This window comes from Faecalicoccus pleomorphus DSM 20574 (assembly GCF_000420345.1).
Taxonomy (GTDB): Bacteria; Bacillota_I; Bacilli_A; order Erysipelotrichales; family Erysipelotrichaceae; genus Faecalicoccus; species Faecalicoccus pleomorphus.
The window spans coordinates 41,956-64,471 of the sequence record NZ_ATUT01000006.1; the positions used below are offsets into that span (position 1 = coordinate 41,956).

At 38.9% G+C, this 22,516-nt stretch carries 22 protein-coding genes; 2 read left to right on the plus strand and 20 right to left on the minus strand.

The window, feature by feature from the left end:
• Position 1 precedes the first annotated feature (1 nt).
• The 3 genes from lon to G413_RS0104160 form a co-directional block, all read right to left on the minus strand.
• Positions 2-2,305 carry an endopeptidase La gene (gene lon, locus G413_RS0104150; RefSeq protein WP_022789672.1) on the minus strand — a complete coding sequence of 768 codons (2,304 nt, stop codon included), beginning with the start codon at positions 2,303-2,305 and terminating at the stop codon, positions 2-4.
• 64 nt (positions 2,306-2,369) lie between these two features.
• Positions 2,370-3,647, minus strand: a complete 1,278-nt coding sequence (gene tig, locus G413_RS0104155) for a trigger factor (RefSeq protein ID WP_022789673.1) — start codon at positions 3,645-3,647, stop codon at positions 2,370-2,372.
• Positions 3,644-4,369, minus strand: coding sequence for a hypothetical protein (locus tag G413_RS0104160; RefSeq protein ID WP_022789674.1), 726 nt, complete (start codon positions 4,367-4,369; stop codon positions 3,644-3,646). The genes tig and G413_RS0104160 overlap by 4 nt, the downstream gene beginning before the upstream one ends.
• Positions 4,370-4,504: 135 nt before the next feature.
• On the opposite strand from G413_RS0104160, the gene G413_RS0104165 reads away from it, so the two are divergent.
• Together G413_RS0104165 and G413_RS0104170 are read left to right on the plus strand one after the other, a co-directional pair.
• A complete protein-coding gene (locus G413_RS0104165; RefSeq protein ID WP_022789675.1) occupies positions 4,505-5,524 on the plus strand; it encodes a TPM domain-containing protein in 1,020 nt (339 codons plus the stop codon).
• Between the two features lie 20 nt (positions 5,525-5,544).
• A complete protein-coding gene (locus G413_RS0104170; protein ID WP_022789676.1) occupies positions 5,545-6,168 on the plus strand; it encodes a LemA family protein in 624 nt (207 codons plus the stop codon).
• 83 nt (positions 6,169-6,251) lie between these two features.
• Here G413_RS0104170 and G413_RS0104175 read toward each other — a convergent pair whose 3' ends face one another.
• The 17 genes from G413_RS0104175 to G413_RS0104255 form a co-directional block, all read right to left on the minus strand.
• Positions 6,252-8,012 carry a DUF885 domain-containing protein gene (locus tag G413_RS0104175; protein ID WP_022789677.1) on the minus strand — a complete coding sequence of 587 codons (1,761 nt, stop codon included), beginning with the start codon at positions 8,010-8,012 and terminating at the stop codon, positions 6,252-6,254.
• A gap of 113 nt (positions 8,013-8,125) precedes the next feature.
• On the minus strand, positions 8,126-9,079 hold the full coding sequence (locus G413_RS0104180) for a sugar phosphate nucleotidyltransferase (protein WP_022789678.1): 954 nt from the start codon (positions 9,077-9,079) through the stop codon (positions 8,126-8,128).
• Positions 9,080-9,170: 91 nt separating this feature from the next.
• Positions 9,171-9,644, minus strand: coding sequence for a winged helix-turn-helix domain-containing protein (locus G413_RS0104185; protein WP_022789679.1), 474 nt, complete (start codon positions 9,642-9,644; stop codon positions 9,171-9,173).
• A 16-nt stretch (positions 9,645-9,660) separates the two neighbouring features.
• The gene (locus G413_RS10930; protein WP_022789680.1) at positions 9,661-9,990 is read right to left on the minus strand and encodes a hypothetical protein; all 330 of its coding nucleotides are present in this window, start codon (positions 9,988-9,990) and stop codon (positions 9,661-9,663) included.
• A 164-nt stretch (positions 9,991-10,154) separates the two neighbouring features.
• A complete protein-coding gene (locus tag G413_RS0104195; protein ID WP_022789681.1) occupies positions 10,155-10,451 on the minus strand; it encodes an AbiH family protein in 297 nt (98 codons plus the stop codon).
• Between the two features lie 30 nt (positions 10,452-10,481).
• The gene (locus G413_RS0104200) at positions 10,482-11,672 is read right to left on the minus strand and encodes an IS256 family transposase (protein ID WP_022789682.1); all 1,191 of its coding nucleotides are present in this window, start codon (positions 11,670-11,672) and stop codon (positions 10,482-10,484) included.
• Between the two features lie 223 nt (positions 11,673-11,895).
• Positions 11,896-12,189: a hypothetical protein gene (locus G413_RS0104205; protein ID WP_022789683.1), complete on the minus strand. Its 294-nt coding sequence runs from the start codon at positions 12,187-12,189 to the stop codon at positions 11,896-11,898.
• A 97-nt stretch (positions 12,190-12,286) separates the two neighbouring features.
• Entirely contained in the window at positions 12,287-12,706 is a 420-nt protein-coding gene (locus G413_RS0104210) for a hypothetical protein (RefSeq protein ID WP_022789684.1), read from the minus strand.
• A gap of 109 nt (positions 12,707-12,815) precedes the next feature.
• The gene (locus G413_RS11735; protein WP_022789685.1) at positions 12,816-13,802 is read right to left on the minus strand and encodes an acyltransferase family protein; all 987 of its coding nucleotides are present in this window, start codon (positions 13,800-13,802) and stop codon (positions 12,816-12,818) included.
• 28 nt (positions 13,803-13,830) lie between these two features.
• Positions 13,831-15,294 carry a flippase gene (locus G413_RS0104220; RefSeq protein WP_022789686.1) on the minus strand — a complete coding sequence of 488 codons (1,464 nt, stop codon included), beginning with the start codon at positions 15,292-15,294 and terminating at the stop codon, positions 13,831-13,833.
• A complete protein-coding gene (locus G413_RS0104225) occupies positions 15,281-17,035 on the minus strand; it encodes an HAD-IA family hydrolase (protein WP_022789687.1) in 1,755 nt (584 codons plus the stop codon). The genes G413_RS0104220 and G413_RS0104225 overlap by 14 nt, the downstream gene beginning before the upstream one ends.
• Positions 17,007-18,257 (minus strand): O-antigen ligase family protein, encoded by a 1,251-nt coding sequence (locus G413_RS0104230; RefSeq protein ID WP_022789688.1) that lies wholly within the window; start codon positions 18,255-18,257, stop codon positions 17,007-17,009. Before G413_RS0104230 ends, G413_RS0104225 begins: the two co-directional genes overlap by 29 nt.
• The gene (locus tag G413_RS0104235; protein WP_022789689.1) at positions 18,229-18,546 is read right to left on the minus strand and encodes a hypothetical protein; all 318 of its coding nucleotides are present in this window, start codon (positions 18,544-18,546) and stop codon (positions 18,229-18,231) included. Before G413_RS0104235 ends, G413_RS0104230 begins: the two co-directional genes overlap by 29 nt.
• Complete coding sequence (locus G413_RS0104240) at positions 18,530-19,333, minus strand: acyltransferase family protein (protein WP_081637611.1); 804 nt, start codon at positions 19,331-19,333, stop codon at positions 18,530-18,532. The genes G413_RS0104235 and G413_RS0104240 overlap by 17 nt, the downstream gene beginning before the upstream one ends.
• Positions 19,312-20,181, minus strand: coding sequence for a glycosyltransferase family 2 protein (locus G413_RS0104245; RefSeq protein WP_022789691.1), 870 nt, complete (start codon positions 20,179-20,181; stop codon positions 19,312-19,314). Before G413_RS0104245 ends, G413_RS0104240 begins: the two co-directional genes overlap by 22 nt.
• Positions 20,178-21,269 carry a hypothetical protein gene (locus tag G413_RS0104250; RefSeq protein ID WP_022789692.1) on the minus strand — a complete coding sequence of 364 codons (1,092 nt, stop codon included), beginning with the start codon at positions 21,267-21,269 and terminating at the stop codon, positions 20,178-20,180. The genes G413_RS0104245 and G413_RS0104250 overlap by 4 nt, the downstream gene beginning before the upstream one ends.
• A complete protein-coding gene (locus tag G413_RS0104255; protein WP_022789693.1) occupies positions 21,259-22,515 on the minus strand; it encodes a glycosyltransferase in 1,257 nt (418 codons plus the stop codon). The genes G413_RS0104250 and G413_RS0104255 overlap by 11 nt, the downstream gene beginning before the upstream one ends.
• Between the last annotated feature and the right edge of the window lies 1 nt (position 22,516).

The following is a 22,516-nucleotide window of genomic DNA, read 5'->3' on the forward strand; positions in this document are numbered from 1 at the left end:
ATTACTGAACCAGTGCGTGTGACAGGACTTGTTTCACATTGGAAACTGGAATAAATGTCACCGCATCTTTTACTTCCTGTGGAAGCTCGTCCAAATCTTTAACATTACCACGTGGAATCAAGATCGTATCGATACCACTTCGATGGGCAGCCAGCGATTTTTCTTTTAAACCGCCAATTGGAAGTACATTTCCACGAAGTGTTACTTCTCCTGTCATCGCAATGTTTGCCTTTACAGGAATATTGCTGAAGCAGGAAACTAAAGCGGTTGTCATCGTAACACCGGCACTAGGCCCATCTTTAGGAACGGCACCTTCTGGAACATGCACATGAACGTCCAGCTTTTCAAAATCACTGGAATCGATATGATATTCCTTGGCATGTGCACGAATATAGTCTAAGGCAATGCTGGCACTTTCCTTCATAACATCACCTAACTGTCCTGTCAGGATCAGTTTGCCATGGCCATCAAACTTATTGGCTTCAATCTGTAAGATATCGCCGCCAAAGCTGGTATAAGCAAGTCCGGTTACGGTTCCAACCTGATCTTTTTTCTCTTTTTTACCGTAATCCACTTTTTCATTGCCTAACCATTCGTGAATCAGCTTTTTATTTAAAGTAATCGAGCGTTTTCCATCCTTTAAGATTGCAAGCACTGTCTTACGACAAATCGTCGCAATCGTTCTTTCCAGCTGACGAACACCGGCCTCTCTTGTGTAGTAACGAATCAGATATAAAAGCATCTTATCGCTGACTTTTAACTGACTTGGCTTCAAACCATTTTCTTCCAGCTGTTTAGGAAGCAAATGTTCTTTGGCAATATTGGTCTTTTCAATATCTGTATAGCTGGAAAGTTCAATGATCTCCAAACGATCTCGCAAGGCCGGCGGAATATTTTCCAAATAGTTAGCGGTTGCGATAAATAAAACTTTGGAAAGATCATAGCTTTCTTCAATATAATGATCAGAGAACATAGAGTTCTGTTCCGGATCCAATACTTCCAACATCGCTGAGCTTGGATCTCCTTTATAATCCGAAGCCATTTTATCAATCTCATCGATTAAGAAGACAGGATTTGTGACCTGCGCTTTTTTCATTCCCTGAATGATACGTCCCGGCAAAGCACCTAAATAGGTACGTCGATGTCCACGTATTTCCGCTTCATCGCGAACACCGCCTAAGGAGATCTTCACGAAATGACGATCCAAGGCACGAGCTACACTGCGAGCCAAAGATGTTTTACCAACACCCGGCGGACCCACCAGACATAAGATTGGCGCTTTTAGTGAATTTGTCATCTGCTTAACGGCCAAATATTCCATGATACGCTCTTTGACCTTTTCCAGGCCATAATGATCTTCATCTAAAATTCTCTGTGCCTCATTTAGGTCTTCGTTATCATGTGTTTCCTGCCACCAAGGAAGGTCCATCAGCCAGTCAATATAGTTTTTGATGACACCGGTTTCTCCGGATGCCATAGGCAGCATTTCGTAACGCTGCAATTCTTCTGTAACCTTCTTCTTGATATAATCCGGATATGGATTTTCCTCTAAACGTTTACGAATTTTTTCCGCATCCTGATCCTGTGATCCGATATCACCTAATTCTTCACGGATGGCATTCATCTTCTCACGCAGATAGTAATCTTTTTGTCCCTGATCAATGCGTTCTTTGACCGTTTCATTGATCTTCTGTTCAACTTCCGACATTTTCTTCTCTTTTTCCATGTCGGCCAACAACATCTCTAAACGATCATTGATTCCCAATGTTTCCAGATATTTCTGCTTTCTTTCCGTACTTAAAGGAAAAGCCTGTACCGCACGATCACTTAAAAGATCGGCACCGATTCCTTTGGACAGTTCAATGATCAATTCTTTTGACAAGAACTTTTCCGCATTGCCCATCGTATCAAATTCATTAGCGATCATACGAACCAGAGCTACCTCTTCCATTTCATCCTGACGATAGCTGTGTAAGATATCCACCTGGGCTATGTCACTCAGACTGCCCTGCTCCCATGCGTTTAACTGCACACGATCCAAGCCTTTAAACTTGATTCGTAAAAAATTTTCAAAACGTCGTACATGACGAATTTCACAAAGTGTTCCGACTTTATAGATATCATCCATGGTCGGATCATCTTTTTGAAGTTCGATCTGTGAAAACAAGACAACTTTATCTTCATAGTTATCCTGTGCATTTTCAATTGCTTTTAAGGACGGCTGACGCCCTACATCGATTACGATTTCCTGTTCCGGGAACAAAATTACGCCCCGTGTACATACTAAAGGATATGTTTGAGACATATGTACAACCTCCTTTTTCCTTTTAAAAAAGACGCCAGGCGCCTTTTTTATCAACTCTATTTTACTACTTTACAGAATTCTTTAGCAACTCAATTGCTTTTTGTTGCGCAAGATCATATTTGATATTGTCAACCGAAATCAACTGTTTAATTCGATCGATGTCCATACCATAGTTTTCTGACAGCTTTTTGTATTCAGCTTCAACATCTTCATCACTAGCTTCAATAGCTTCTGCTTTTACGATTGCTTCCAATACCAAGCTTGTCTTAACGCTCTTTTCAGCTTCCGGCTTCATCATATTGCGGATATCTTCTTCGCTTTGACCACTGGCTTCCAGATACTGTTTAGCCGTAAATCCAGATTGAACCATCTGGTTTTCAAAGTTACGATACATACGATCGATTTCATTGGCGATCATCACTTCCGGAATTTCTACTTCAGCATCTTCTGTGACTTTAGAAACCAAAGCATCGGTAAACTGATTTTCAGCCTGCTGTTCTTTACGCTTTGTCAGATCTTCTTTTGTGACTTCTTTGTATTTTTCCAGTGTATCCACACCTTCACGTTTTAGCTTCTGGATCAGTTCATCGTTAGCTTCCGGCAATTCTTTATATTTGATGTCATGTACAGTACATTTAAATACTGCTTCTTTTCCGGCTAGATCTTTGGCACCATATTCTTCCGGGAAAGTTACGACAACATCTTTTTCTTCTCCGCTTTTTACGCCAACTAACTGTTCTTCAAAACCTGGAATGAATGTTCCTGAACCCAATTCCAAAGGATAGTTTTCGGCAGAACCGCCATCGAATGGAACCCCGTCAATGCTTCCGGCATAATCAATAGTAACCTGATCGCCATTTTCAGCAGCCTGATCTTCTTCACGAAGTACCCAGTCAGCATAACGATTCTGAATACGTTTTACTTCTTCTTCGATATCTTCATCCGTTACATTTACTTCTTCTTTGTGAATGTCTAAACCTTTATATTCTTTTAAAGTGACTTCCGGCATAACGATACAGTTAAATACCAAAGTTACTTTTTCATCATTGGCTTCTTTCACTTCTAAAGTTGGGCGGGCAACCAATTCCAATTTATTTTCTTCGATTCCTTTAGCTAAAGCTTCGTTTGCGACTTCTTCTGCAGCATATTCATAAACCATCTGTGATGGAATCTGTTTGCGAATCAAAGCTTCCGGAACATGTCCTTTACGGAATCCTTTTAAGTTCACTTGTTTTTTCAGGTTGTTGAAAACTTTCTTCTGTGCTTTTGTCCAGATGTCACCATCCACTTCTACTTCCAGCACACCATTTGCATGTTCGTTCAATGTCCATTTTGTAATCATTTGAATTCTCCTCTTCTTTCAATCCATAAGATCGTGTCTTGAACTTTTGTCAAATCTTTCTTTTCTGTAAAATCTTCCAATTCATCATCACGCATCAAAGCCGCATAAACTAAACGAACAATGGCTTTGGCAATCGGCAAAGCTTCTTCTTCACTTAGATCAAAAGGCCGCCTGATAAGGATCTCCTGATGAAGCAAAGTCATACAGAAATTTAGAAAAGCGGGATCGTCATTTGAAAACCAGGCATCCAATATGGCCCGTACCTCTAATACGACCGGATCAATTTCTTCTAAAAGAATCGAACTGGGAATAAAGGTAATGTCCAATCCATTTTTTTCTATTTTGAAAGGTGTATCAATTTTTTGTTCCATCAAATATTCAATCAATTCACCTTTGCTTTCATCGAGAAGTTCAGCATTCAATAGATCTTGCACTTCCCTGGTATATTGCCGTAAGTTTAGATCCTTCATAAAAGGAATGACCTGCTCCTGTTTGGAAGGATCTTCATAGATCCATGAAAGGATCGTATCCATCCCTAAAGTATGTTCTTTTCGGATATGCGGTAAGCACTCCTGCTGATACGATTCCAGGATGGCCAGACAATCCTGCGGCACATACGGAAGTGATATCTCCTGATGAATTAAATCGTACGCTTCCTGATACGCTTTTCCATCGATCTTCTTTTGTATTTCGGCAATCAAAGACTGATAATAGGAATTCATCGTACCTCCTAGCGAAACATATAAAGTTTACCATAACTGTAAACAAGAATCAATGAATGCCCCTTTGCGAAAGCAAGGATTTTCAAGGTTTTTATAGCCGATCCATGCTATACTGTTAAAAAGGAAAGGAGAGTTATGAAATACAGATACGGTATTCCCTTACTTCTTGGTATTTTGGCCTGTCTTTGCCCCCTGCAAATCTATGCCGATGATACCTTGGTCATTGATGATTATATCAACGACCATGCCAATATCGTAGATGAAAATACGGAAGAAAATTTAAATAAGCTTGGATACCAGTTGGAACAAGAAACCGGTGCACAGGTTGTCTTTATCACAGAAGATACCCTGCATGATCAAGATATACGGCAGGTTGCCTATCAAACATTTAAAAAGTATCAGCTGGGTGACAAGGATAAAGATAATGGCATTTTGTTTATCGTAAGCATCGAAGATAAGCTTCGCTATATGGAAGTAGGTCGTGGCTTGGAAGATGTGATCACCGATATCAAAAGTCAGCATCTGCAAACAGATTATCTGGTTCCTTACTTTCAAAAGGAAGACTATTCGACCGGCATTAAAGAGCTTTATACTCAAACTGTTCAACTCATCGAGGATCATCAAACCGGAACACCGGTTGAAGAAACCGAAGAGGAAGATGGTATCGAATGGATCATGCTGCTGCCGATCTTTGCGATCTTACTAGGTGCCATCTATTTATCAACACAAAGAAAGACAAGATCAGGCTCTACCTTATATATGGTTCCCGGGCAGAAAACGACCTTAAACATCAAAGGTTATGATTTTGAAGCCGAAAGCATTCTGGTATCCAGTCAGGATCCTAGTGTTGTCAGTGTACAACCTAACGGTGAAATTCAAGCTCATAAAACCGGAAAAACAAAGATTTTTCTTCAAAAGCCCGGTTCTCTACAAAAAGATTATGTATTGATCATCGTTTCCCGTAAAGATCATTCTTCTCGAAACAATGAAGATGAGCTTTTAGAAGCCCTGCTTTGGGGCAGTATCTTATCCGGTTCCAGACGAAGACATTATGGAGGCGGCTTTGGTAACGGCTTGGGATCCGGTGGCTTTGGCGGATTCTCCGGAGGCGGTGGTGGTTCAAGCCGTGGCGGTGGAGCCGGCGGAAGCTGGTAAAAAATAGAAATGAGGTTATCATGAATACAAAGAAAAAAATCCCCGGATGGGGCATCGTACTAATCGTAATTGGTGTGGTTGTCGTACTGGCCGGTGCTTTATTGATCGGACCTTACAACAATATGGTGACACTAGAAGAAAATGTGACGACCAGGCAGGCAAACATTCAAAGCTCCCTACAATCTCGTTTGGATAAGATCAACGAGCTGATGCCAAGTGTACAAGGTGCCATGGATCATGAAAGTGAAGTCTATCAGGAGATTGCCGCGCTACGCAGCGGAACAAAGGGTATTTCCGTAGATAAAGACGGAAATATGACCATCGATTCCAGTGCTTCGACATCCGATCTGGAAAGTGCAGATGCCGCCAGTTCACAAATCATTCGTGACATTCACATTGCCATGGAAGCCTATCCAGAACTTGGAAGTACACAACTCATGTCCGATTTTATGACCAGTGTAGAAGGTATTGAAAATCGATTAAGTGTAGCTCGTGAAGAATACAACGAAGCGGTTCAAGAGTACAATACAACAATTCGAAAATTCCCAAATAATATCATTTCCGGCATGATGGGCTTTAATACGATGGATAAATATCAGGCATCCCAAGAGGCACAAAGCGCACCGGAAGTCAATTTTGATTAAAGAAAAGGCTGCTTATCTTGCACAAGCAGTCTTTTCTTCACTCTAGATCTTAGATTCAATTATATGCAAACACAGTCTTCTTTTTATGCTTTCCATGCTTTTGCCATATTCTCTTCAACTATAAAGAAAGGGACCGGTCCACAATTCAACAAGATTGTATGAAACTCTTTTTCATTATAATCGGACTTTAACGTATTTTTAGCTCTTTCTTTTAAATCCATGATTTGTTCATAGCCCGTATAATATGGTTCAAAGGCACAAGGTGTATATAACAGCTGTTTGTATTGTTTCTCATCGATCGTAATGCCATAGTTTTCTTCAATCTCTTTTTGACATTTTTCCTGATCCCAATTGTAATAATGAATTCCAATATCAGCCAAGACCAATGCATCATAAATCACCAACATATATTCACTATAAGCTTTTAATTGTTTTGGTTTGATGCCTTTTAAATAGCGCAGGCTGTAGTGCTGTGCATACGTCGCATAGCCTTCCTGATAAGCACTGCTGGCCAGGATAGACCAACGAAGTGGTTCACTGATATGTTCCTGTGCGTAGTTATATTGATACATATGTCCCGGCATACCTTCATGAGCAACCGTCATATATGTATCAATGGCTTTCATATTGTTGTTATTGGGATTGACACGCAGCTGTCCTTTTAGATCCCCATCAATCTCCGGAATTTGAAAATAAGCAGCCACTCCATTATCGCTGGCAACATCTTCTTCCATATCTTTGATTTCATACTCTAATGATTCCACCTTTGGAAAATCATCAAACATCTGATCTTGAATATCATCTAACATCTGCTCATAGCTTGTATAATTTGTAGATGTAAAAAGAAAACTCATGTCTGAATCGGCATTTTCAATAAATGTCTGCAAATGCTCTTTACAAGCCGTATCCATCAAATCTTCCACTTCGATCACTTCCATATCAGAGCCTGTATTATTCTTCATCAACAGTGAATAATATTCTTTTCCAACATCAAAGGAAGCAAGACCATTTGGATGATTATTACCATTTTGTTTGAGATCCGACATCGCCGTTTTGATCAATTGATATGCCTGTAAATAAGAATCGGAGAATGCCTGTTCCAGCTCTTGTTTATAAGCTTTTGTTTGATCACTATCCAAATCCAATGCATCAACTTGATCCTGTAATCCTTTTAAAACCGAACTCTCTAAGCCCTTATCCAAAATCTTTTCACAATACGATAAGATCGAATCAAAATCCAAACACAGATATCCCTTTTCATTTTGAGTGTATGTATAATCTATAGCACTTTGCGTATAATCATCCACATCCTGTATCATCAAAATCAAATCTTTTAATTCTTGTTCACTATCAAAAGTCCAGTCCGCAAAGATAGTAGGAAACGATACATGAATCCCGGTCATCGGTGAAAATGCCGAAGCAATATAGTCAAATTTAGGATCACTAAGTTCTTTTGAACATTCCATATTATAAGTAAAGATATCATAGGTATCTTGTTGTTGATCGGTTAACTGTTCATAATCAAATGCCTGTAGCTGATCAAGCGTTTTCTGAATCTCTTTTCGATCTTCCTCCATACTGACGGCATCCATACGACCAAATGTCTTTTCTACGCTTGCACTATCAATATCATAGGTCTCCGGATCTTTTAAATACGAATGAAGTGTATAATAATCTGATTCCAGTGTTTCCACCAACTGATCTTTAAGAAAGTCATTAAATTCTTCCTGATATTCCGTCAATTCTTCTTCCGGTTCTTCTTTATAAGCTGTCTTATTTGATGATGAACAACCACTCAACAACACGACAAAACAAAGTAATAAAACTCCAATCTTTTTTGGCATATTTTTATTATCCTTTCTGATTCAAGTGTATCAGAAATCCTATGACTTCTCTACAATGTATAAGAAAAGCCTGGCCAAATCACAACAATTCAGCCAGGCTATTATTTAAATTATTATAGATCAGAATATAAATCAGTGGAGTACACGCCTTCTTCAATCAGCTTCTTAAAGCTTTTGACCACTTCTGGTTTATCTTCTTTATACGTGACTCCAAACCATTTATCATGGGTTTCCAAAACTTTTACCGTACATTTGTTTTCTCTGAGTAAGCTTCCAATTAAAGTCGGAAGTAAGTATTCTGCTTTTAACGGATTATTGATGACATCTTCTTTAAAGAAAGTGATAAAGTGTTTTTCTAAAACATCTAAAAAAGCAGGATCTTGTCCAACTTTTGCCGGAAAGCCCCAGAAGTTCATCGACACATAGGAATTGATATCAAGTTCTGTATCATTGGTTTTTGTTTTGAGTACACCATCTTCCACTACTTTTACGATGTTTGATGTCTCCACAACATCCATCACATGAGTATGTCCCTCTTCGACTTTACAGACACCACGTGTGACTCCACCATTATCGGATAAGGTATTTTTTAAGATAAAGCCGGCCATCGCATAGGCTGTATCTTCATGATCTATAATTAACCAGTCATGTAGTTTCTGAAAGGCTTCTTTTCCATAATAGTCATCGGCATTGATCACCGCAAATGGCTCATGGATCAGTTCCTTAGCTGCCAAGACAGCCTGCCCGGTTCCCCAAGGCTTGGTTCTTTCGTTTGGAAAAGTAAAACCTTCCGGAATATCGTGAATATCCTGAAAGACATAGCCAATTTCTACATGCATCTTTTGGGCAATGGTTTCTACACGATTGCCGATTCTTTCTTTAAAGTCTTCTTCAATATCTTTTCGAATGACAAAGATGATCTTATTAAAACCGGCCTGTATCGCATCATGAATAGAATAATCCATGATGATCTCATCGTTGAATCCTACCGGTTCTAATTGTTTGATACCGCCGCCAAATCGACTTCCGATGCCGGCTGCCATGATCAATAATGTTGTGTTTCTCATAATTTGATTCCTTTCAACTGCATAAAAAAAGAATATTTTTCAACCTCATTAAGAGTATATCGAAACATCCATCAAAACGCAAAAATGATTTCTACTTTTTCGTTACACTAAAACTCCAGTAATAGCCACGCTTCTGCATACGTCGAATATATTTTTCTTCAATAGGTGAAGTTCCGACCATCTTAGAAATACGGGAAGCATATACAATCAGTGATTCTCTTGTGACTTCATGATGATACATCCGTAATAGATCCAATAGTTCGATATCCGAGATCACTTCTTTTTGATTTGCTACCAGCATCTGTAGAATCAAGAATTCATGTTCATGCACATTTAATAACTTCTTATCTTTATACGCCAGTTTCTTTTCAAAATCGATCTTGATATCCCCTGATCGTATCGTCTTATTTTCAAAGGCTTTAAAGTTTTCAAAATGATCTTCATTGGAACTTGTTCTTTTTTCTTCTCTGTCTTTAACCAGTTTCTGTAGTTCTGTCATACTGATATGATTTTCCATACAGAAATTTCCAAGCAAATTGATCTTATTATCCATTGTCTTACTCATACAATACCATCTCCTATTATGATTTCTTTTCCATAGTCTTGATCTGATAGTCCTTGGAAACAATCACCGATTCCAAGTATTCGATTCGACTATCTTTTCGTTTTAATTCCGCTATCAGGCTTTTCTTATCCAAATCGTTGTATCTTGCCGCATGGATCTTTCGTTTCGCGAATTCATAGTTGTCGATTCCATTAAAGGAAGTAGGATCCTTACGATATAAAGTCACCCATTTTTCAATGGTCTTTATCGGCAGATTCAATTCTTTGGATACATCGCTGATCTTTTCTTTATCATCACAAATACGATGACAAACCGTCTTCTTTAAATCATTGGAATATAACTTCATATCACTACTCCCTTCATAACGATAAAATTGACAATATAAAAAGAAGTTCGGAAAGAACTTCAAATAGATTAAATTTATATTGAGCATAAAAAACATTTATTGATTCTAAGTACTTTAATTCACATTATAATAAATGATACATCGAATCACTTATATAAAATCAACTAATCCCAAAACTTACTAGATAGAATATAATGTACTTTAAAGTTTTGATCTATACCTAACTTATTTAGCACTTCGCTCAACCATTTATACGCTTTATCATCGTAATAATAAATAAACCATTCCGCGTTCTGATCAACAGATTTTCTAATCATTTTTAAATAAGATATATCTGCCAAACCAGCGGACCATCCAAATATAATAACTTTATTAACATCTTTAAGCTTTTCCCAGAAACATTGATTAAACGATATAATCCATTTTGTATCTCCGGCGGTAGTGTCAAGTATTTTTCGCAAAATGGTTTGCAGGGTCTGGCATGAGTGAAGTCAGCCAGCAATGGAGGCATCTTCAAGGGCGGCCTCCAGGTGCTTCATGTTCATGTACTTCTTGTTGCCCCACTGGGTGCCGGCCACATGGCGCAGCCGGGCACAGACCAGCATAAGGGCGGAATTGCCGTCCGGGAAACTGCCCACCACACGGGTACGGCGGCGGATCTCCCGGTTGAGTCGTTCAATAACGTTATTGGTACGGATGCGAGTCCAGTGCTCGCTGGGAAAATCGCAGTAGGTCAGCGTCTCCTCAATGCCATCCTCTACCTTCTTGGCCGCCTCTTTCAGTTTCATGGAGCGCAGTTCTTCCACCACAGCTTTGGCCTTTTCCCGGGCTGCTTTCTTGCTTTCCTGGGCGTGGACCGCCTTGAGCATCTTTGCCACCAGCTTCACCTTGGAGCGAGGCGTGACCGAGAATACATTGCGGTAAAAGTGGACGGTACAGCGCTGGTACTTGGCTTCGGGGAATACTTCTCCCACGGCCTCCAGCATACCAAGGCACTTGTCTCCAACAATGAGTTTCACACCGTCCAGACCTCGGCCACGCAGCCACTGGAAGAAGCTGACCCAGCTGGACTTGTCCTCCTTCATGCCCTCGGCGGCACCCAGAACCTCACGGTATCCGTCCTCATTGACCGCAATTGCCACAAGAATGGCTACGTTTTCAAATTCGCCGCCCCAGTTACGGCGCAGATAGATCCCATCCACATAGACATACGGATATCGTCCGCCTTGCAGAGGACGGTTCCGCCAATCCTCGATGTGGACATACGCTTTCTTGTTTAACTCACTTATAGTGGAGGGAGAGACTTTGCTGCCCCAGAGGGCCTCGGTAATATCCTCCGCACGCCGAACGGATACGCCTGCCAGGTACATCTCAATGAGGGCTTCTTCCACGCTGCTCTCCCGGCGGCGATACCGCTCAATGATGGCGGTTTCAAAGGAGATCCCCTTGAGCTTGGGCACCTTCAGGGTAACGTCCCCGGATGTAGTGGTGAGATTTCGGTTGTAGTGGCCGCTGCGATAGCCCTGACGCTGCTCATTGCGCTCGTACCGGGCCGCCTGGGTCAGCTTCTCCGCCTCGGCCTCCAGCAGTTCGTTGAGGGTTTCCTCTACGCTGCCTCGTACCAGTTCTTTGATTTGACCCTTGATTACTTCCTCGTTAAGCTGTACAATCTTTTCGGACATGGTTTGCTGTCTCCTTTCAGAATGGTGTGTCGTGACTTCATTCTACCAGAGGGCTGCAAACCATGTCTCTTTTTAACTACTTTTCAATTTGCGAAACTTATTGTACCTTATCCTTCCGGCACATTTTCAGTTTGATGTGGCCGCTGGATAAACTTATGTTCTTATAACCCTAAAACCCGTGATGAACAGTGCGTTATGCCTGTCCATCACGGTTTTTTTCCTGTTATTTCAGTTTTGCGAGAATTTCATCGGCACTCATGCCTTCGGCAAGCAGCTTTTTCAGAACGGATTCCGCTTCTGCCTTTTTTGCTTCCAGCATTTCCACTTCTTTTTCGACTTTCTTCAAAGCAGCCTTCTTCACTTTCAGATCAGCTTTCAAAGTGTCAATGTTTGCGGTGATGGATGCGATCTCAGTATTCAGAGACGCAATAGCTTCCTGCTTTTCTGAGATCTGGGATGCGTAGTCTTTGGTAATATTAGTTTTGGGACGGTTTTTGCTGCCTTTCGTTCTGGGCATAGGTGATAACCTCTTTCTTTTTTTAGTTGTTTAAGTATAACACTGTACGGGTATGAGGGCAATATAAGTCTCCAAACAAAAGCATATACGAATGCGCTCATTCAATAAATGCCTTGATCTTCGTAAACATATCAAGATAATCTACATACATATCTGAAACAGAGTCCACCATGTTTAAGTATGTATTCAGCATTCCGGCTGCAACCGTTTCACTTTTATCATCAGTTCGTTCTATAAGCCGATTTCCAATTAAATCTTCCAGACCGATTACAAAGCTTTTAATGTTATCTTTAAGCATCGCAAATTGGATAGTTTCTGAAGCTTCTGCTGCATAATCATCAAATTCAATATGCTCTAATTCCGGACGAGTTGGTTTCTTTTGAGAAGCAAATTCATTCTTCATCATACCATACATATCGCTTCTTACACTTTCCAACTTTTCCTTTATCTCTTGATAGAATGAGTCTACATATTCGCGAACACTCTCTTCATAATCATCACCCGTTAATTTGATCAAGTATCATATAAGCTTATCCTTTATAATCAAGTATTAGGCTCCTTGCACTTGGGGTGACATCAATGTGTGACCTTAGATAAACGCACTACCTGACACCTTAGTTTACCTTTCAAAAATTTCCCAAAACAAACTTGTTCGTCATCGGAATTTTTCTTACAATTTTTTTTGAAATCACTACCGGAAATATAATTCCAGCCACGAAACTAATCAGAAAACACAGATAACCATTCACACCCAATTTATTCAATAAAACAACTCTCACAGAGACTTGAAATATATTGGCCATAATATAGATATCCATACTATATCTTCCAAGTTCCTTCAAAATCTTATTCTTCTCCAATATATGAGCAGCCCCGTATACTACCATTATCCCTAATATTGCCGTCAAAATTTTAAATATGTTTTTCCCATCAATATTCATACACATATTAAGAGCAATCAGTAGCCCACCCCCGATGATAATCAGCGGTTGATGATTGTCAAAATAGACTTTACCAGAAGCCACGGGCAAGTTCTTCCTGAATAATGCACCTAAAATATAGAACAGCGTTTCAAACATAAAATTTCTCAAAAACGCATTATCGACAAACACCGATGAAACCGCCATTATCAATGAGAGAAGAAAAGTAATGTGTAAAGAGAATTTTCCAGCATTACTCATCACGCAGAGAAAAACAGCATTAAGAAATAGAACATACAATGTCCACAATTGGCTGTTCGGATTGTCCCCACCCAAAAAACCAAGCACAATGTAACTTATGTCTACTCGTTTTGTTACATAATCCGCCATCAAAAGTTTTATAGGGATATAACATATTCCAACAAAAAAGTAAGGAATCATCAGCCTTTTAAATCTTTCCAGAATATATGCTTCTTTTTCATGTAATTGCCGTTTCTGAAGAGCTTTTATCCCGCAAAATCCTGAAAGAAAAAAGAACAATGGCATATGAAAGCTGTATATAATCTGAAAGATTTTTCCGAAGATGGGAACATTTGGCGTCGTATCCGCTATTGCATGGCCAAGTACCACGAAAATAATCCCCAGACCCTTTGCCGCATCAACCCAATCGTAATGTAACGTCTTTTCTTGCATAAAAACTTCCTAACCTCCTCACACTGAATCACTGATTAGACTTCTTCAGCTTTTTCAATATAGGACTCCATACCATATTTAGTAATTCGATGAGCATTTCATACCGAAATGCCAACAGCACCACCGCATATACTCCAAAGAACACCAGCGCCGTGATAAATAATGTTGCAAATGTGCCAACATGGAGTATTGAAGAAATCAAATAATATCCTACTGTTCCCAATATCGTTGCAATCACAACTTGCACCGTTCCCTTGGTCGAAATTGCTCCCCGAATATAATTTCGTGTAAAAAAGACCTGCACGCAGAATTGTGTAAGCTCAGCAAACAGTGTTCCAATTGCCGCACCATTTGCACCCATTTGTGGAATTAAAATGACGTTGAGAATTATATCGACCACTGCACCACAAGAGACAGAAATCGCAAACTTCCATTCTCCTCCAGTTGGTATCAGTATTTGCATTCCCGTTATATTAGAGAGGCTTGAAATTAGCATTATCGGCATTAGGATTCTCATCGGTTTTGCCGCATCTGCATATTCCGCTCCTGACAAAAAAACAACAGATGGTTTTGCCGCAAGAATAAAATACACCATCATCGGCACAGCTATCATAATAATTGTGCAATAAGATTTCTTTAGCAGTCTTTTGAACTCCTTCCAATTTTCGCCCGCGATATAAAACGAAAGTCTTGGTAGCAACACCGTCCCTACCGATGTAATAAGGGTCGTTAGTACTGTCCGGATTTTTACCGCAGCCGAGTAAATTCCAACTTGGAAATCTCCACACATAAAGCCAAGCATTACACTATCCAAACTAGAGTATACATTAACCGCTAAATATGTCGCAAACATCGCCAATGTTGGCTTAATATGCTGCTTGCAGTCATAGTCCCCATACCATTTATATGTAATAAAGTTTCGTGAGTAGATGATGTTAAGTATATTACCGCCCACGTTTGCAAATACTGTTATTACAGCATATTTATAGCTGTCTGCCGGACTATGAACAAACAAAAACATTAACACTACGCCTATGAATTTAAATGCAATGGATCTCTTTGTAATATAATCATATCGTTCAATCGCCGAATACAGCCAGTTCATACCGACTACATTCAAAATCATATTCCAGCTATAAATAAACAGAAGCTTCCACTCTTGGTGATATCTCGGCACCACAAAAATAGAAATCACCAGCGCAATACAGGCAATCGTTGTTGTGACCGCATTAATCAGCAAAAGCTCATGTACTGTCTTTGATAATTTTGTTCTATCTTCTCTAACCCTGGCACATGCCTTTATGCCATATGTCGAAAGACCCAAAGTTGCAAAAAGAGAAAAATAAGTCAGTGATGCTGAAGCAAAATTCAGCTTTCCGTTAGTCTCTACTCCCAACACGCGGGAAATGTATGGAAATGCAATCAGAGGAAATATTATATTAGCTACTGATAGTATGCCATTGACGATAGCGTTATATTTAATGGATTTCATCTAATTTCTTGCTCCAGTTAAACTCGTTTCTCAACAATCTTGTTTGAATTAGTTTTACAATTTTCGCCAGCAAAGGTATGCTCCACTTCAAATGTACTTTTTCACAGTACATCTCATACATCCTAAAATAAGCTATAAGACTTGCTTTATTTAATTTCAGCCATACCAGTTGTGACTTGATGCTGTTCTTTTTCTTTTGCACATTTGCATAAACATGTTTATCCTTTGCTTCATACTTGATACGCGCTATTCTATGTTCTTTATTTTTATTCAGCATCATGTCAACATACTGTTCCGCGCAATACTCTGTAAACTCTTGAATCAAATAACCTGTTGTCCCACACAATTCCATATATCCTTTAAAATTACATTCGATCTCATCTCTTGTTTTTCTCAGTTCCATATAAACCATCTGGGCGGACTGATTATTCTCGTATGCCGGAAGTCCTTCGTTACTATAGCCATAAACACTTCCGTGATCTGCAGTCAAAAGTTTTTCTTGTAAGAAGCTATCATATATGAAGCAATCATATGCTACTGTTTTGAATGGATAAAAGCTAAAAATCAGCCCTCTTTTTTCGCTATTATGCGCATTTAATGCAAGTTCATTTGTCCCAATATAATAACCCACAATATTTGTTGCCGGCCACAACGCATGCAACATATCCTGCATAGTGCCCTTCCATCCAACATCAACTAACACAATCTTTGCTGTTGACTTTTCTATTCCTTCCCGCTTTAAATACTTGTAGAAATTATTCCTTTGATTGCTATCCTCCATTACATTATTTAGTGCATATCTCGAAACACATAAATAATGAGTTTCAATCTCTGAATTTCCCTTCCACAAGAGATAATCATCAAATAACTTTTTTAAATATTTTCCTTCTCTTGAAAGAAAATATAGCTTTCTTTCTCCTTCTCTGCAAACAGTTCGGTACAATTTCTCTACGAACAAGTATAAAACCAGTGAATAATTTGAATAAGGCTCTTGATTGCTCCTTATAATACTCTCCAACTGCTCCTTTACATAATGTTCTGTGTAGTCTACTTGGTCATCATAATATTCTTTATAAAGAGCCATAATGCCGCATTCGTTCGGTTTTTCATAATCGGATTTTTCATTGTCTCCTATCATCACAATTTCACTTTTATTACCCGCTTTTAAAGCAACATCTTCATATATTGAGCCGTCACTTTTTCTCTTATCCAAATCCGAAGAAACAAATATCTCATCAATATATTCGGAAATTTTATGGACTTTTAGGAATTTTTCAAAAGCACATTTAGGCAAATAAAAGTCCGATATTATCCATATAAATTTTCCTGCCTTTTTAGCTTCAATTATATTTGAAGCCATTTCTTTATCCAGAAACTGATTTTCAATTTCTATCTCAATATCACATTTTAGCGCTTCTTCTACAAAATCTATATCAGACAGTTGGTCAGGAAGGAACATTTCCGTCACTTGCATTACAGCGCGATATGTTGCTTCCCGTTTGAAATCGCAAATTTTTCGCGCATATCCTTCAGCTTTTTTTCTTGCTTCAAACAACTGCTGCGATGAAATGTCTCTGCCCTTTGCCAAAAGACGTTCACTCAACCGTGCTGCCCACAGTCTTTTTATATTATTTTCATGTATCTTGCGATGGACGATTGTGTCGAAATAGTCCAAGCATACAATTTTTATATCCGGTCGCGCTATTATCCGGTCAAACTTTTCCTTGGAATACTCTTCCATTATTTTTTTCCTTTCTATTTATCCATCCAATCAATAGTGCCCATGTCAAAAATGCCCCTTGTTGTATAGGGCCTCTGACTACATAGGTATTCGCCACTGCAGCAACTGAAATCGCCACCAAAATATTGGAATACACCTTATCTGCTCTATGTTTGACCATGTACAATCCCTTTTTGGCATTTCCCATAAAGAGCCAAAGTAGTGCGGCCACACCAATTATACCGCCCTTTATAAGCATTGTATAAAACCCATTGTGTAGCAACGGAATTTCGTTTCCATCAACAACGCCAGCCCATGAATATGGCACATACTGAATTTCCACACCTTTTCCCATACCTTCTCCAAATAGCTGTGAGATTACCCATTCACCTTTCCATTGTTCCTTGGCTGATTGGATTTCATATGCTCTCCAGTTATTCATCGCACTTCCAACAGATGTGATTTTCTGCGACGAGTCCACCTCATCAAAGGAATTCAAAACCTTATCCATCAGCGGAGATTTTATGCTGTCTGGCATTATATAAAAAACCACCACAAGCGCGACCGTTATTGAAAAGAATAGCTTGACAACTTTTTTTATCTTCGTTTGGTTCTCTGCCTCTCTGCCCTCCATAAATAGCAGTACTGTAAAAATGATCATCGGCTGGAGAATCGCAATGCGCCCTAAAGACAAAACTACATTGAGCGTCATTAACACAACTATCATGCGGTCTATTTTTTCCCCCACATAAACTTCCTTGTGCAAAAAGACGCATATGGCTGAAATCGGCAAAATAAACCCAAGATCGTAAACATTAAGACCAAATACTAAGCGCAAATTGTTAAAATCCAACGAGCCTTTTCCAATAAAAAACAAAAAATTCTTTAATGTTATAAATGTTCCATAAAGAAAAATCGTCTTTTTAATATCCATTTCCGGATTCTGTGCTGACTCACTCGCTCCAATAAAAATCCACAAAACCGTTGGCAAAATGTAATACAAATCCCGAATCACATTTCTTGTTGTGTACAGGAAGAATCCAACAAGTGTCGTATACGCAATAACACAAACATATAGTCTCAATCCCGGAACTCTTGGGAAAACAACCTTTCCCTTCAATTTTATTACAAGAAGAAAATAGTAACAAATTGAAAGAATGAAAAACTGTGTCGGTGACAAAAAAGTCCCTGCCATCATTATAAGTAACATCTTTTTACATATCTTTTGATTGCCTTTCTCCATCATATCTCCTCATTTTCAAGCGCTGTGTCAAAGCGTCTCTTCCCTTTATAATTGTCAATGGGATCAAAATTCCGCATAAAAAATAAATCGCTTTCCATCCAAAATTTTCTTCTTCGGTTACGCCATACATTTCCAACCAATTTATGTTTCTTCCCTGAAAAATGATTTGAAGTATATTGCCAACTTTAAAGCCTAAATATTGTGTTCCCAATACAAACATTGTGTGTTGCCCAATATAGACAAAACATCTTTTCAGTTTACTGGTGTAATTATCAACAAGCTGTGCCATATCCAACGTTAGAATAATTCCTGCACATCCGGCTGGAAGGATAATCCACGAAAATCGTGGCCAATCTGCCCCCCCGAATTCCAATTATTAATATACCTATTGACAAAGCAGCCGTAATCACCGTTTCTTTTTTGTTCTCTATATTTCCCTTTTGCGGTTCCAGATAGGTATGTGTCATATACCCAAGATGATACCAAAAAAGTAGCACAAGTGCTCTATTCAGCATTCTTGGCAAATCAATCGTTGAAAAACCAAGTAGCATTAAGCAGACGCATACAATCATCACATATATATTGGCTTTGTTTTCATCTATCACGTATTTACTTATGCCAAAGCGAATACAGGCGTATAAAATCGTAAATTCCAGCATTGCAATCAAATACCACATCGGTCCCGGAAGACTTTCTCCGCCACCCATTGTCGCAATTGCGATGATTTGATGTACAAAGTCTTTTCCATTGTAATATTTCTGATTACTAAGCTCTCCATAAATATGAATTTTATAAAGCAAATTATGCAGCAACAAAAAAACAAAATTATATGTGAGAAAAGGAACATAGCATCCCTTGATTTTCTTTTTTGTATGATTCCAAACTTGATTTAATTCCGTATTATATTTTTCACGGTATAACAATCCGGACAGAAATGCAAACAGCGGCATGTGAAACTGTGTCCATACACCACTCAGTATTTGAGCATGAAACAGAACAACAATTGTCATTCCCAGTCCTTTTGCAATATCCAGCTGTGAGTTTCTCTCCTTTATCATTTCATCTGCTTCTCCCATAATTTATACTGCAGGTTTCTTGAAAACATTGCCATTTTTATCTGAAAAGAATTATAGCCACTGTACTTTTGAATATAATACAATCTACTTTTCAAAAAAATCTGCATTTTACTTGCGCTATTTCCCGGTTTTTTATGGTTATAATGTTCATGGTTGGCCGTCACTTCATGAATATAAAGTTCTTTGTATCCGTTATTCACTACACTCTTTGCGAGAATCGGTTCCTCACAGTACATAAAAACAGTTTCATCCAAATAGTTTGCCTTTTCCACATATTCTCTGGAGATAAAAAAGCAGCATCCACTTACTTTCTCGCAATATCCCGTCTTATCCTCAGCGCGATAGCCATCCCACATACCAAGTTTTTGTTTTACCATCTCCAATGGCCAAAAGATCTCCTCAAATGGTGTCACTTCCCTCATTGGATTCTGCTTTTCTCCCGATGGCAGTCTGATGTCTGTTCCCACAACGGCTGCATCTGGCCATTTTTCAATTTGTGCCATCACATAAGAAACATATTCCGGATCTCTTAGTTCGACATCTGGATTGATGACAATCATCCAGTCAGCATCACACTTGACAGCCTCACGAAGCCCTACGTTATTACCAGCAGAGAATCCTCGATTCTCATTATTGAAAATCAGCTGAGCACCTGTCGCACATTCAATATTTTTCAGTGCAACTTTCTCATTAGGATCAGGAGATGCGTTATCCACGATAATGGTGGTCAAATTCTGATATGTCTGCTTTTGAAGATACGCTACACATTTTTGGCAGTCGCCGCTTGAATTATAATTCAATATGACTGCTGTAACCTTTCGATTTTCACTGTTTCTACTATTTTTCATAATCCTTGTAGTCCTTGCTTAAGCTGATATAAAATTTGGGCTTTTTGATTTGCGATTTTAATATCGTCACAGCATCCACGCATTATATAAAGCGAAATGTTATCAATCAAATACATTTTATACTCTTCTATGCAACTCTTGTACTTTTTAAGAAAGTCCGCTGCTATTTCATCGGCAGACATTCTTTTCTCATATATTGCCGTTTGTGTATAGAAATGCCATCTATCAAGGCATCTTGGCGCATGCCTATGTGCATATTCAAAATCAAACACAAAAAGATGTTGATTCACCATACAAGTATTCCATGGTGTAAAGTCCCGATGACAAACTCCCCATAGTACCTGCTGATTTTTATACTCTTGTAGGATTGCATTTGCTGTTTTTAAAACGCAATTACGGTACTCAGCGCTCAACTCATCTACATTATCTATAATGAAAACTAATGATTTGTAAAAATCTGTTTTCTCAAATGCAATGTGCTCTCTTGTTTTATCGTACATTTCCTGAAGGAAGTGTTCGTGTTCCTTTCCAAACTCATGAATTGTTTTTGAACCCGGCTTTTTTTTAGTTGTCTGTACAAACGCTCTCTCATTATCATTAAGTAAAAAAATTCCTTTACATTGCGGAACATTTTCCACATTGCATTGTTTAAGTACATTTAGGATATTTTCTTCATTTTGAAAGAGATTAAAAACTCTATTGGAAGTGCCAATTTTGCAGTATCCACATATTTTGTCTCCATCAAATATTTGCACTGTTACTTTTTGATCCGTTGATGGAGTACCCCAAAAAACAGAAACTTCATATTTGTCATACAACGCCTTTAGCAAATCCTGAAACGGATCTGAAAATATCAAGTCACCCGGTATACTTTCCGGAACGATTCTACTGCCGAACATTTTAGACAATACCGGCATTCCATATTTTAATATTTTTCCTTTTGCTCCAGAAGGCTCATAGATTTCAAGCCCAACTCTCATATTTTCAACCGGAATCGACCATTCTTTTCCATCATGATTAGAAAAAGTGATATACCGATATCCAACATTCGATTGAGATACTTTGATACTCTTTATGTTATTGTGCATTTTTGTTTTCCAAAGCCTTTACAATTTCATCTCTAATGTTCTTTCCCTTAATTTCCCATGTGATTTTTTGTCCTTTCTCAACCATGGCACGGCTCATTTTTTGCCGAATCTCCGTACTCTTCAGGGAAATCATACCCTCTGCAAGTTGATGGATCAATTCATCTCTTCCTGCATGATTCAAAATTATAGCGCACTCTGTATCAAAGTTTCTCGTGTATCCGCCAGTGTCGATACAAAGCAACGGTTTGCCCCACTTCATGCAATCAAATGCATTTGTAACTCCGCCCTCTTTTAAGCACGCATTCAGAACAGCATCGCAATTTTCCATTTCGCTTTGATACTCACTCATCGAAATCTGACCTATTAAAGTTATTTTGTCGTCTAATCCTTTTTTCTTTATCAGCATCTCCAAATGTTTCTTCTCTGCACCCTCACCGATAATTTTCATCGTAACATTCGACAGTTCCTTTTCAGCAATCGAAAAAGCCTCCACCAAGAGATCAAAGCCACGCCATCCATCCAAACGGCCCACCGTAATATATGTAAGCCCCTCCGATTCATCCCGCGCCTTCGGTTCAAAATATGTTGGTGCACATTCCATTGCAACATCCGTAAAAAGTATAGCTTTATTACGATATTTTTCAGGAATCATTGCCATTGTTGAATTAGCCTTGCAAAAAATCAAATCAGCATTTTCACATTTCTTATGAAAGGATGGATTTATGGTCATACTTGATACAACAATCCTTCGAACAGCTTCAAGCATTCTGTGTTTCCACGCATAATGCTTGGAGAACTCCCTTGTAATCGTATCAACGCCACCTGTCGGACCCCATACAAAAAATTTCTTTTGTCCATACGCGCTTATGTCCCAGATTGCATTGCCATATGTCAGTAAATGAAAAATCGGTATTTCATTTGCTTCCATTACATCTTTTACCACTTTATTGGCCATATGCTGCCAAATCGTATAATATGTCCGAACTCCCGTCATTTGATGTTTGAATCTTTTGATGTAATTCGGGCAATCAAAATATACCCAATGTATTCCGTTTGCTTCTTCTGGGTTTTCTCTAAAATAGTCTTCAATTGGCTTTTGGTTGTTTGCTCGCGTCATAACCCACAAGTCAAAATATTTACTCATTTCAAGAACCCAGTGCCAACCAACTCCTATTTCCGACCCTTTTCCCGGCTCACAAGCATATGCCGATACAAAGATTTTTAATTTATCCTCACACATTCTCATC